This is a genomic window from Actinosynnema pretiosum, from assembly GCF_024171695.1.
Lineage (GTDB): Bacteria > Actinomycetota > Actinomycetes > Mycobacteriales > Pseudonocardiaceae > Actinosynnema > Actinosynnema pretiosum.
Map to the genome: position 1 here is coordinate 259,488 of NZ_JAMTCF010000010.1, position 12,095 is coordinate 271,582.

At 73.7% G+C, this 12,095-nt stretch carries 10 protein-coding genes; all 10 read right to left on the reverse strand.

The genetic code is table 11. The features are described 5' to 3' along the window. Positions 1–49: 49 nt before the first annotated feature. The 10 genes from LV78_RS21930 to LV78_RS21975 all read right to left on the reverse strand — a co-directional run bounded on the left by LV78_RS21930 (position 50) and on the right by LV78_RS21975 (position 12,093). Positions 50–2,560: an ABC transporter permease gene (locus LV78_RS21930; RefSeq protein WP_253847460.1), complete on the reverse strand. Its 2,511-nt coding sequence runs from the start codon at positions 2,558–2,560 to the stop codon at positions 50–52. Continuing rightward, positions 2,560–3,255: an ABC transporter ATP-binding protein gene (locus LV78_RS21935; RefSeq protein ID WP_253847464.1), complete on the reverse strand. Its 696-nt coding sequence runs from the start codon at positions 3,253–3,255 to the stop codon at positions 2,560–2,562. The genes LV78_RS21930 and LV78_RS21935 overlap by 1 nt, the downstream gene beginning before the upstream one ends. Continuing rightward, positions 3,252–4,949 (reverse strand): FAD-dependent oxidoreductase, encoded by a 1,698-nt coding sequence (locus tag LV78_RS21940; protein WP_253847466.1) that lies wholly within the window; start codon positions 4,947–4,949, stop codon positions 3,252–3,254. The genes LV78_RS21935 and LV78_RS21940 overlap by 4 nt, the downstream gene beginning before the upstream one ends. Beyond that, a complete protein-coding gene (locus tag LV78_RS21945) occupies positions 4,946–5,416 on the reverse strand; it encodes a type II toxin-antitoxin system RatA family toxin (RefSeq protein WP_253847468.1) in 471 nt (156 codons plus the stop codon). The genes LV78_RS21940 and LV78_RS21945 overlap by 4 nt, the downstream gene beginning before the upstream one ends. A 13-nt stretch (positions 5,417–5,429) precedes the next feature. Then, positions 5,430–6,695, reverse strand: coding sequence for an aspartate aminotransferase family protein (locus LV78_RS21950; protein ID WP_253847470.1), 1,266 nt, complete (start codon positions 6,693–6,695; stop codon positions 5,430–5,432). A gap of 129 nt (positions 6,696–6,824) precedes the next feature. After that, positions 6,825–7,955 carry an acyl-CoA dehydrogenase family protein gene (locus LV78_RS21955; RefSeq protein WP_253847473.1) on the reverse strand — a complete coding sequence of 377 codons (1,131 nt, stop codon included), beginning with the start codon at positions 7,953–7,955 and terminating at the stop codon, positions 6,825–6,827. Then, positions 7,952–9,598, reverse strand: coding sequence for an aldehyde dehydrogenase family protein (locus LV78_RS21960; protein ID WP_253847542.1), 1,647 nt, complete (start codon positions 9,596–9,598; stop codon positions 7,952–7,954). Before LV78_RS21960 ends, LV78_RS21955 begins: the two co-directional genes overlap by 4 nt. Positions 9,599–9,631: 33 nt before the next feature. After that, positions 9,632–10,579, reverse strand: a complete 948-nt coding sequence (locus LV78_RS21965; RefSeq protein WP_253847474.1) for a ferritin family protein — start codon at positions 10,577–10,579, stop codon at positions 9,632–9,634. Positions 10,580–10,615: 36 nt separating this feature from the next. Then, entirely contained in the window at positions 10,616–11,602 is a 987-nt protein-coding gene (locus tag LV78_RS21970) for a bifunctional lysylphosphatidylglycerol flippase/synthetase MprF (RefSeq protein WP_253847475.1), read from the reverse strand. Further along, complete coding sequence (locus LV78_RS21975; protein WP_253847476.1) at positions 11,599–12,093, reverse strand: hypothetical protein; 495 nt, start codon at positions 12,091–12,093, stop codon at positions 11,599–11,601. The genes LV78_RS21970 and LV78_RS21975 overlap by 4 nt, the downstream gene beginning before the upstream one ends. Between the last annotated feature and the right edge of the window lie 2 nt (positions 12,094–12,095).

Sequence of the window (12,095 nt, forward strand, 5' to 3'; positions counted from 1 at the left end):
CGGGAGGGCCCGCCCGCGCGACGCGGACGGGCCCTCCAAAGCGCTCGGCTCAGTCCTGCGCCAGCAGGTCCCGCAGCGGCGTGCTCGCCTTGCCGGGGTTGGCGATCAGCAGCGCCAGCACCATGCACGCCACCACCAGCGGCAGGCTCACCGCGCTCAGCAGCACCGGGATCTCCGGGGCGGGGCGGATGCCGCTCTGCACCGCCTGGGCGTCGAGCAGCGCCACGATCGCCAGCCAGCCCACCGGCAGCGACACCACCACGGACCCGACCGCGATCAGCACCACCTCGGCCACGAGCTGCTTCCGCACCCCCGAGGCCGTGCCGCCGCTCAGGCGCAGCAGCGCGTTCGCCCGCCTGCGCTCCACCAGGCCGGACGCCAGGGTGGCCGCGCCGATCAGGACCGCCAGCACGAACATCACCCACGCGAACACCTCGAACGCGCTCACCAGCCGCGCGGTGATGTTCGCGACCGTGTCGCGCAGGAACTGCTGCGTCACGACCCTGGCCCTCGGGTGCTCCTCGGCGACCACGGCCGCCAGCCCGTCGCGCACGGCCTCGACGTCGGCGCCCTCGCGGACCTCCGTGAAGAAGGCGTAGATCTGGCTGGACGCGGTCATCTCCGCCCACAGCTCGGGGCTGACCACGAGCATCCCGCCGTCCGAGGCCGAGTCGTCCACGACCGCGACGACGCTGACCTCCCGGTGACCGCCGGGCAGCGGCACCTCCAGCACGTCGCCCACCCCGACGCCCTGCGCGTCGGCGTAGTTGACCGACACCGCGACGCGCGTGTCGTCCAGGTGGTTCAGCACGTCGGCGGGCCCGTCGGTGACGGTGAGCGCGGTGAGCCGGTCGGAGTCCTCGCGGCCCCAGCTCCACGCCTGCACCCTGCGGTCCCCGACCTCGACGTAGCCGAACGAGAACGTGGTCATCGCCTCGACCCCGTCGACCCGCACCAGCTCCTCGCGCAGCTCGGCGGGCAGCGTCTCGTTGCCGAGGTTGGTGCCCAGCGGCGCGGCCTGGACGAACAGGTCGCCCACGGTCCAGCGCTCCACCGACGAGGCGACCTCGCTCTTGATGCTGATCGACACCCCGGCCATGGCGACCGCCGAGACCACGGACACGGTGAACGTCACGCACAGCGCGGCGTTGCGCCGCCAGCCGAGCTGGAGCTGCCTGGCCACGGCCAGCCGCACCGGTCCCGGCTCGCCCCGGCGCAGCCCCAGGCCCACCAGCACGGGCAGCACCACGGCCAGCAGCGCCGCGCCGCCGAGCAGCGGGACCAAGCCCGCCGACTGCACGCCCTCCGGCCCGAGCAGCACGGCGAGCGCGCCCAGCACGAGCAGTCCCACGCCGACCAGCGCCGGGGTGCGGGCGCCGCCGGGCAGCACCGCGACCTCTCCCCTGCCGGACACGGCCTCGATCGCCCGGACCCTGGTGAACCGCCGCACCCCGGACACCCAGGCCGCCGCGAACATCAGCAGCGCGGCGACCAGCGCGCCGAGCGCGGGCATCTGCCAGGGCGTGCCGGGGGTGACGGCCTGCTGGCTCAGGTCGGTGATCTGCCTGGCGAACGAGCCGAGGTTGCGCCCGACGAGCACGCCGAGCACCGCGCCGACCGCGTAGCTGACCAGCAGGATCGGCACCATGACGGCGGCCGAGCCGAGCATCAGGTGCGAGGTGCGCACCCCGGTCAGCCGCATCCTGGCCAGCGCGGGCCGGGCGTCGTCCAGGGCCAGCCGCCAGGTCAGGAACAGCACCACCCCGGCGGTGAGCACGGCGATGACCGCGAACATGCTCAGGATGGTCAGGAACGTCTGGAACGCCTTGCGGTACCCGGAGAGCAGGTCGCCGGGCTCCTTCACGGCGGCGGACCCGTCGACGGCGTCGGTGACGTCGGCGATCACGCCTGCCCGGTCGCGGTCGCCGGGGTCGACCAGGAGCGCGTCGGAGCGCTCGCCGCGCCCGAACGCCTCGGCCACCACCGGCCGGGGCGCGATGACGACCGAGCCCCGGTTGGCGACCTCGCCGGGCAGCACGGCCGCCACGGTCCAGGTGCGCACGCCGCTCGTGCCGCCGATCGTGATCTCGTCACCGGCCGCGATGCCGCGCGGGTCGGCGTAGTCGGCGGCCAGGTAGACCTCGTCCGCCGCGAGCGGCCGGTCCCTGGTGCGGCGGGCGAGGTCGTCGTCGACGTAGTCGGCCAGGTCGGCGTCGACGCCGAAGACCAGCACCGGCGTGGACCCGCCGCCGTCCTCGACGCGGCTCGCGCTGACCACGAGCATCGAGGTGGCGGGCAGCCCGGTGTCCCGGACCCGCTGGACCACGGCGGGCGTCATGCCGCCGGGGGCGCGCGCCTCGACGCCGACGATCCCGTCGCGCACGGCGGTGATGGGCGCGCCGCGCAGCGCGTCCTGCACGGCGAAGTAGACCACCAGAACGGCGGTGGTGAGCAGCACCCCGGCGATGCCCGCGGCGACGGCGGCGGCGAGCCGGGCGGGCCGGAAGTACCAGCTGCGGGTGAGCGAGCGGGCGACCAGCCTGGTCGCGTCGAGCGCCATCAGGAGACCCGCGCCCGCGAGACGACGCTGCCCGCCGTCATGGTGGCGACGACGTCGGCCCAGGCGGCGAGGTCCAGGTCGTGCGTGATGATCACGCTGGCGGCGCCGCGCTCGCGCACCACGGCCCGGAACAGCTCCTGCACGCGCAGGCCGTTCTCCTCGTCCAGCGCGCCGGTGGGCTCGTCGGCGAACACGATCGCCGGGTCGTTGACGCACGCCCTGGCCACGGCGGCGCGCTGGGCCTCGCCGCCGGAGACCTGGCCGGGCCAGCTGCGCGCGCGGTGCGCGAGGCCGACCTCGTCCAGCGCGGAGCGGGCCTTGGCCAGCGCCGCCGAGAGCCGGGTCCCGGACATGATCAGCGGCGCGGCGACGTTCTCCTCCAGGGTGAGCGTGGGCACCAGGTTGTCCTTCTGCAGCACGAACCCGATGTGCTCGGCGCGCAGCCTGGCCATCGCGGGCTCGTCCAGGGCCGCCAGGTCGTGGCCGAGCAGGGTGATCGTGCCGGTGGTCGGCTCGTCCAGCCCGGACAGGCAGTTGGCGAACGTGGACTTGCCGCTGCCGCTCTTGCCGACGATGGCCACCGTCTGCCCGGCGCGGACCTCCAGGTCGCAGTCGTGCAGGACCCTGGTGGCGGTCTCGCCGCGCCCGAACTCCTTGCTCACGCCCTCGGCGCGCAACACTGGGCTGGTGGTCACTCTGCTGCCTCCCTGGCGGCGGGGCTGGTGCGCAGCGCCGCGGGGGCGTGCGCGGGGACGGCCGGGGCGTGCGGGTGGACGGGGGCGACCCTGCGGTAGGGCTGCCCCGGTTCGGGTCGGGGGTCGGGCTCGCCCTTGTTGGGCCACAGCGCCATGGCCCGCTCGGCCTGGGCGGTGATGGTCAGCGAGGGGTTGACGCCCGCGTCGGCGGTGACCGCCGAGCCGTCCACCACGTGCAGGCCGGGGTGGCCGTGCAGCCGGTGGTACGGGTCGACGACGCCGGTCTCGGGGGTCTCGCCGATGGGGCAGCCGCCGACGAACGGCAGCACGACGGGCACGTGCCCCAGGCCGGGCAGGGTGCCCGCGGGCGCGCCGCCCATGCGCTGCGCGGTGCGCCGCAGCACGTCCGCTACCAGCGGCGAGGTGACCGTGGGCAGCGCGCCGGGGTCGCGGCGGGCGGTGAGGCCGCCGCCGCGCTTGCGGGAGACGGTGAACGTGCCCGCGCCGGTGCGCACGACGAACACGATGATCGTGCGCTCGGACCAGCGCCGCACGTTCAGGAACCGGGCCGCCGCAACGGGGTTGCGGGCGACCGCGCCGAGCCAGCGCAGCCAGCGCGGCCCCCTGCCGACCGCGTCGACGAACGGGGTGGTGGCCAGGCCCATGGAGTTGGAGCCCTTGCCGTAGCGGCCCGCTTGGACGAGGGTGTCCGGGTCGGGGCGGAACGCCGAGGTCGCGGCGACGCCGGTGCTGTAGTCGTCGGCCCCGACCTTGGGCACGGTCGCGCCCAGCAGGTCGGACGGCGCCCTGGTGAGGCTGCCCAGCCGGGGCGAGGTGCGCGGCAGCGAGCCGTCGCCGACCATGCGGTGCAGCAGCCGCTGCGTGCCCAGCGCGCCTGCCGCGAGCACCACGTGCTCGGCGGTGAGCGTGGTCGGGCGGGCGAACCACGCGCCGGTGCGCACGACCTGCACCGCGTAGCCGCCGCCGTCGAGCGGGCGCACGGACGTCACGGTGCTCTCGGCGCGCACCCGCGCGCCCGCGTTCTCCGCCAGGTGCAGGTAGTTCTTCACCACGGTGTTCTTCGCGCCGTACCGGCAGCCGGTCAGGCACTCGCCGCACTCGCGGCAGCCGGAGCGCCGGGGGCCGGCGCCGCCGAAGTACGGGTCGTCGACCTCGGTCGACGGTCCGAAGTGGACGGCCACGGGCAGCGGGCGGAACGTGCCGCCCGCGCCCATGTCCTCGGCCACCGACCGCATGACGCGGTCGGTGGGCGTGGTGGTCGGGTTGACCGCCGAGCCGAGCATCCGCCTGGCCTGGTCGAAGTGCGGGGCCAGCTCGGACTTCCAGTCGGTGACGCCGGACCACGCCGGGTCGTCGTAGAAGCCCTGCCCCGGCTCGTACAGGGTGTTGGCGAACACCAGCGAGCCGCCGCCGACCCCCGCGCCCGCGGGCACGACGAGCGGGCCGAGCCGGTGCAGGCGCTGGAACCCGCGCAGGCCCAGCTTGGGCGCGAACAGGTACTTGCGCAGGCGCCACGAGGTCTTCGGGAAGTCGGCGTCGGCGAAGCGGTAGCCCGCCTCCAGGACGCAGACCCGGTAGCCCTTCTCGGTGAGCCGCAGCGCGGTCACCGCGCCCGCGAACCCGGACCCGATGACCAGCACGTCGTGGTCGTGCGCGGGGGCCGCGTCGGTCATCGGGCGGCGGCCCGCTCGGGGTGGCTGAACTTGACCGAGCCGTCGAACAGGCCCAGCAGGATGTCCTGCATGGACTCGGTCAGCACCCGGATGGCGACCGGGTCGATGATGCTGGCCAGGGTGGGCACGCCGAAGTCGAACTCGGCGTGGAAGACCACGAACGCGTCGCCGCCGTCCTGGGTCACCGACCACTGGCCCTCGAACACGTCGAAGTCGCCGGTGGTCTGGGTGAAGCGGCTGATCAGCGCCTCGCGGTCGAACGTGTCCACCTCGGTCCAGCGCAGGACGCCGTTGCGGAAGTCCACCGCCCAGTGGCTGGTGATGGAGCCGTCCTCGGCGGCCGGTTCCGCGACGACCTCGCGGACGGTCTCGACGAGCTCGGGGTAGCGGGTGAAGTCGACGACGGTCTCGTACACCTCGGTGGCCACGCCGCCGGGGACGTGGGCCTCGATCCGCACGGTCTGCACGGTTTCTCTCCTCTCAGCTGCTCGCCGGGAAGCGCCCGGCGAGCGTGGACAGCGCGCGGTCGAAGGTGGCGGCGACGTGGTCCAGCTCGTCGGCCGTGATGGTGGCGGGCGGGGTCAGCCGCAGCACGTGCGAGTTGTTCATGGAGTGGTTGACCAGCACGCGGCCGTCGATCAGCTCCAGGACCAGCTCGCCCGCGAGGCCGGGGTCGCGCATCTCGACGCCGATCAGCAGGCCCTCGCCGCGCACCTCGACCACCAGGTGCGGGCAGGTGCGGGCGACCGACTCGGCGATGCGGTGCTTGAGCTCCGCGCCGAGCTTGGCGGCCTTGGCGACGGCGTCCTCCATGACGATGGCCTCGATCGCGGCCTTCGCGGCGGCTGCGGCGACGGGGGCGGCCGAGAAGGTGGAGGTGTGCAGGAACGGGTCCTTGTCGAACGGCGCGTAGGCCTGCGGCGTGGCCACGGCGGCGGCGACCGGGACGACCCCGCCGGACAGGCCCTTGCCGACCAGCATCACGTCCGGGGTGACGGCCTCGGGGTCGTGGCCCCACCAGCGGCCGAGCCTGCCGAGGCCGGTGAGGATCTCGTCGATCACCAGGAACGCGCCGTGCTCGGTGCGCAGGCGGCCGAGCGCGGCGAGGTAGCCGTCGGGCGGGAAGACCACGCCGCCCTCGCCCTGGACCGGTTCGACGATGACGCAGGCGGGCGGGCCGTCGCGCAGGGCGGCCTCCACGGCGTCGACGTCGCCGTAGGGCACGACGGTGACGTCGGGCAGCAGCGGCTGGAACTTCTCCTGGTAGACGCTCCGCGCGGTGACGCTGAGCGAGCCGAGGGTCTTGCCGTGGTAGCCGTTGGCGGTGGTGATCAGCCGCCGCTTGCCGTTGGCCCTGGCCATCTTGATGGCGGTCTCGGTGGCCTCGGTGCCGGAGCCGACGAAGTGCACCTTGGTGAGGCCGGGCGGGCAGACGTCGACCAGGGCCTTCGCGGCGGCGGCGCTGACCGGCTCCAGCAGGAGCCGGGTGGCCAGCGGGTTGGCGCGGACCTGGGCGACGACGGCCTCGGTGACGTGCGGGTGCGTGCCGCCGAGGATGAACACGCCGTACCCGGCGCAGTTGACGAAGCTCTCGCCGTCCGAAGTGCGCACGGTGGCGCCGCTGGAGGCGGTCTCCCAGAAGCCGCCGAACATCTCGCCGAGCGAGGCGCGGCCCGCGCTGAGGTGGGCGCGGTAGGCGGCGAGGAGCTCGCCGCCGGTGGGGTCCTGCTGCGTGGTGGTGTCCATGGTTCCCGTGGTTCGGGGGGCAGGGGTCGGGGCCGCGCGGCGGTGTGGCCGCGCGGCCCCGGTGGGCGTCGGGCCCCGCGGGGCCCGGTCGGGGCGCCGTGGCGTGGCGCCCCCGGTCGTGCGGTCCGGCTAGTCGACGCGGAGCGGAGCCCCGCCGTGGTAGCGCTCCATCGCGTCCACGGTGGACAGGCGTCCGGGCGGGTGGAACGCGAGGGCGTGCACGCTGGCCGCGAGGAGCGCGACGTCCGGGGACGACACGAAGGCCATGCCGCCCAGCAGCTCCACGGCCGTGCCCGCCACGCGCCTGCTGGTGCGCTGGAGGCTGTAGCGGGCGGTCAGCGCGTCGGCGAGCGCGTCGTTGCCGACCGAGCCGGTGTCCACGCCCCAGGCGACCCGGTCCAGCGCGAACGCCGCCGACTCCAGGTCGGCCACCAGGTCCACCCGCGTCGCCGCGTCGCCCCGGCCGGAGTCCAGGAGCCTGGCGACCAGCGCGCTGGCCACACCCAGGTAGACGGCGGACACGAGCAGGTTGAACCAGATCAGGCCGGTGGTGTTGAGGTCGTCGAGGTTCGTCTCCGGGTCGAGCACGGGCTTGACGACCAGCTCGTCCGGGACGAGCACGTCGGCCAGCACGACCTCGTCGCTCTCCGCGCCCGCGAGCACCGGGGAGTTCCAGAACGGCCGCACGCTGATGCCGGGGGCGTCGGCCGGGATGACCGCGATGCCCAGGCCCGTCGTGCCGTCCTCGTGGCGCAGCGCGACGCTCGCCGTGATCAGGTCCATCGACGCCGACAGGCTGCACGGCTTCTTGCTGCCCGACACCAGCCAGCCGCCCTCGGCGGGGCGCGCGGACATGGTCGGGGTGAGCACGCCCTGACCGGTGCGGCCCTCGGCGAACGCGCTGCTCATCATGCGCTTGTCGCGGGCGACCGCGTCGAGCAGCAGCCACTCGAAGCCGGTGCTGGTGGCCGCGAGGGTCACCAGGCTGGCCACCGAGAAGTTGTGCATCGTGGCCGCCACCGCCACCGACGGTGACCGGGTCGCGATGGCGCGGGTGACGCGCACCGCGTCCCGCGCGCTCGCGCCGAGGCCGCCGTGCTCGGCGGGCACCAGCAGACCGGAGCCGCCCGCCTCGCGCAGCGCGGCGATGCCGGGGCCGCCGCGCTGCTCCAGCTCGCTGAGCGAGAACTCGCCCAGCGCCTTGTCCAGGCCGGGGAGCAGCGCTTCCAGGGTGTCGTGCTCGCGCTGGAGGAACCTCACCGCGCGCCCCCGGCCGCCGAGTCGGCGGGCGGCAGGGCGCTCTCGAACACGCGCGCCCTCGGCGTGACGTTCGTGGCGATGCTGACGGCCTGCAGGTGGCTGGTGCGCAGCATCGGGAAGTTCGCCTCGCCGAACGGGCCGCCGGACAGGCCGTTGCCGCCGTGCGAGGGGATGCCGGGCACGAAGCCGAGGTGGCTGTCGTTGACCTTGAGGATGCCGCCGTTGTCCAGCCGGGCGCAGAACCGCTCGACCAGCTCGGGGTTCTCCGACCACAGCGAGTTCCGCAGCCCGTACGGGTTGGCGTTCATGAACCGCAGCGCCTCGTCGAACGCGGCCTCGTCGGACTGCCCGTGACCCGCCTGCTCCGCGCCCGCCTGCTCGGGGACGACGATCGCCAGCAGCGGGTAGAACGTCTCCTCGCGCACGGCCCGCGTCCTCCCGGCCCGCTCGTAGCCGTCGACCCGGAGCAGGGTCGGCTCCAGGAACACCCCGGACGAGTCGCGCGTGCCGTCCTCGGCGACCCGGTGGCCGCCGCTGACCAGCACGGCGCCGTCGGCGACGGCCTCGTCCAGCACGGCCGAGAAGTCACCGGTGCGCAGCACCGGGGACAGCAGCACGTCCGGGTCGCCGGGGCGGCCGGGCCGGATGTCGGCGACGAGCTTGACCAGCCGCTCGACCAGCTCGTCGGCGATCTCCGGGTGCGCGATGACGTACTTGGGCACCATGCAGATCTGGCTGGAGCCGTAGAAGCACTCGGAGATGGCGAGCGCCGCGTTGTCCAGGTCGGCGTCGCGCCACACGAGCACGCCGTCGTTGCCCGCCAGCTCCAGCACCGGCTTCTTGCCCGCCTCGACGCAGCGCTTGCCGATCTCGATGCCGCGCTCGCTGCTGCCGAAGAAGAAGATGTCGTCGACGTCGTCGCTGGCCAACCACTGGTCCAGCAGCACCTTGGGCACACCGCTGACGATGCTCAGCACGCCCTTCGGCGCGTCCATCTCCTCCAGCACGGAGGCCACCAGCTCGCGCCAGGCCCACGCCACGCCGTAGGGGGCGCTGCGCGGGGCCTTCACGACCAGCGAGTTGCCCGCGACGAGCGCGTGCACGCCGAGCATGGAGTTGGAGGCCGCCGCGTTCTGCGGCGGGCTCAGGCACACCACGCCGTCGCCCTTGCGCACCAGGCGGATCTCCCGTTCGCCGATCCGCTCGCGGTGCTCCATCATGCGCGCGTTGGCCGCGAAGGTCTCCGGGGACGAGCACTGGATGACCCCGGCGACCTCCCACTGCGCGAGCCTGCGCGGGTGCCCCTCGGCGATGAGGACCTCGACGAACTCGTCGCTGCGGTCCTTGATGCGCTGGTGCACGCGCGCCCCGAACTCCAGGCGGCGCTCCAGCGACCAGGAACCCCACTCCGGCTGGGCGGCGCGGGCGGCGCGCAGCGCCTCCAGGGTCTGCTCGGTGGTGCTGAGCGCGACCCGGCCCACGATGCGGGCGTCGGTCGGGTCGGGCTCCGAGCCCTTGGCGAGGTCGCGCTTGAGGCGGATCGCGCCGAAGGCGTCGTCGAAGATGCTGGACGCGTCGATCGCGTACAGCCACTTGTCCACGGGCGCGTCCTGGCCCGCGATGTAAGAGGGGTAGGACTCCACGGTCGTCAACCTGTCCTGATCGGGGGTGGTGGCCTAGACCAGGCCCATGTAGCGCATCCGGACGTCCTGGGTCTCCTGCGACCAGGTGGACGCGGTGACCATGCGCTCCTCGGCGCTGGTGTCGACGAGCTTGCGGCCCGGCCACACCTCGTACTCGGGGATCAGGTGGCCCCACTCCTCCAAGCCCTGCTGGAACAGCGACTCCCGCTGGAACAGCACCGGCTGCATGGGCAGCCCCTCCCACAGCGCGCGCCCGCGCTGGATCAGCTCCAGGATGCGCATCCGCTCGCCGGGCTGCTCCTCGAGGTGGCGCTTGATCACGCTGCTGCCCACGGACAGGTGGCGGATCTCGTCCATGCCCGCGCCGCGCTCGATCTCGGCGCCCGCCGGGTCCAGCTCGGCCCACTTGCGCTCGCTCAGCTCGCCGAACGGGGCGAGCACGCCCTCCACCAGGATGGTGAGGGTGATGACGCCGCCGTAGAAGTCGCCCTGGTCGCGGATGACCGAGACGCCGAACGCCTCCAGCGGGTCGAGCACGCTCTCGATCGCCTGACCAGCGACCTCGGTGATCACGCCGTCGACCTCGGCCTCGGGCACGCCGACCTCGATGATGTGGTCGCGGAACACGCGGGCGTGCCGGGCCTCGTCGAGCAGCTGGGTGGAGAAGAACTCGGTCATGACCCGGTTGGGCGCGGCGGCGACCAGGTGGCCGAGCGCGCGGGTGACCTTCTCCTCCGCGATGGTGCGGAAGGCGAACTCCTGGATCAGGGCGTCGCGCAGCGGGCCGGGCTTGAGGACCTGCTCGGGGACGAGCGCCTCGGGGGTGTGGCCGTTGGGGATGCGGCGCAGCAGCCTGCCCGCCACCTCGTCGAGCCAGTACTGGAGGTCGCACGACTCGGGCGTCAGCTCCAGGGTGCGGGCGCCTTCGAGCACGGGGACGGTGCGGTCCCAGTCGACCTCGGGCCTGATCTCGTCGCTCATGGTTGTTCTTTTCCTCGTGGTGGTGATGGTTGTTGTTCAGATGGCTCGGGTGAGCCGCAGCAGGTTCCACAGGGAGGAGACCGTCACGCCGCCCTCGAAGGCGACGTACTCGGGCTCGACCACGTGCGGGGCCCACTTGCGCTTGAACGCTTCCTGGGTGCGCGCGGGGTAGACCGCCTTGCCGTGCTCGGCGATCAGCCCGGCGACGCGGGTGACGGCGCCGCTGGCCGCTCCGGGCACCTCGTTGGCCGGGTCGAGCCCGGCGAACGGGGTGTGGCCCAGGTGCAGCCAGCCCGCGCCCTCGGCCTGGAACGCTTGCAGCGCCTGGAGGTTGACCAGCTCGATGGTGCCGACGGGCGAGTCGGGGTCGCGGCGGGTCAGGTCGTAGAGCCAGCCGGGCCTGCTGCCGAACGCCGGGGAGTAGGAGATGTAGGCGACGGGGCGCTCGCCGACGCTGGCGACGAAGATCCGGCGGTGGGCGGCGCCCCGGCCGCCGCGCTCGCCGATCATGAAGTCGAGCTCCTTGACGTGCCTTCCCTTGGCGCGCAACCACCTCGCGTCGATCTCGGACAGCCGGGGGTCGTCCTGGGAGGCGCTCTCCGCGACGGTGACGCCGTCCCGCTTGGCGCGGGCGATGTTCTGCCGCACCTTGGCGAGCGGGCCGCCCCTGGTGGTGAACGCCGCGAGGTCGACGCCGTAGGTGCGGCCGAGCTGGTTGACCGCGAAGCCCTGCCCCGCGTACAGCTCGGCGTCGGCGCGGGAGAGCTGCACGGCGCAGATCCGCAGCCGCTGCGACCTGGTCCAGGCGCGGAACTCGGCCAGCAGCGCGGCCCGGTGCTCGGCGCCGGTGAGCGGCCCGCACAGCTGCACGACGTGGCGTCCGCCTCGGCGGTAGGCGATCGTGCCGGGGACCTGCTCGCCGCGGAAGTGCGAGGTCTTCCCGTTGTAGGCGAGGAAACCGCTCGGGTGGTCGCTGTGCTCGCGCAGCGACGCGAGGATCTCCGCGTCGTCGGTGGTGATCACGCGGCGGAGGCCTCGGCGGGCGTGGGGTCCTGGACCGGGCGGTGCTGCTGCTTGCCGGTGACCTGGGCGATGAACGACTGGAACGCGGGCAGCGGCTCGGGCTCGAACGCGACGCTGAACGGCTTGAGGGTGTTGCCCAGCAGACCCCGGTCCGCGCACAGGTGCAGCGGGATCGCCAGCAGCGCCCACTCGACGCCGAACGCCAGCACCCACAGGCCGGCGAGGGCGGCGGCGGCGAACCAGTTGTGCATCGTGTTGTACAGCACGTAGTAGGCCTTGTGGATCGGCCCGCCCTTGGCCCGCTTGAACGCGATCGCGCCGGGGTAGTAGCCGATGACGTCGATGGAGAAGAACAGCAGGATCGCCGCCCACCACCGGATGTCCCCGAAGTGCAGGAGCGCCAGCACCACGCAGGCGATGAACCCGACCAGGTACTCGGCCCGCATTATCCAGTACGTCGCCTTGGTGTCGAAGTGGTTGACGTGGTCCACGG

Coding starts and splice junctions, on each gene's coding strand:
- LV78_RS21940 (WP_253847466.1), bottom strand. CDS start 4,949: ATGACCGACGCGGCCCCCGCGCACGACCACGACGTGCTGGTCATCGGG.
- LV78_RS21950 (WP_253847470.1), bottom strand. CDS start 6,695: ATGGACACCACCACGCAGCAGGACCCCACCGGCGGCGAGCTCCTCGCC.
- LV78_RS21930 (WP_253847460.1), bottom strand. CDS start 2,560: ATGGCGCTCGACGCGACCAGGCTGGTCGCCCGCTCGCTCACCCGCAGC.
- LV78_RS21965 (WP_253847474.1), bottom strand. CDS start 10,579: ATGAGCGACGAGATCAGGCCCGAGGTCGACTGGGACCGCACCGTCCCC.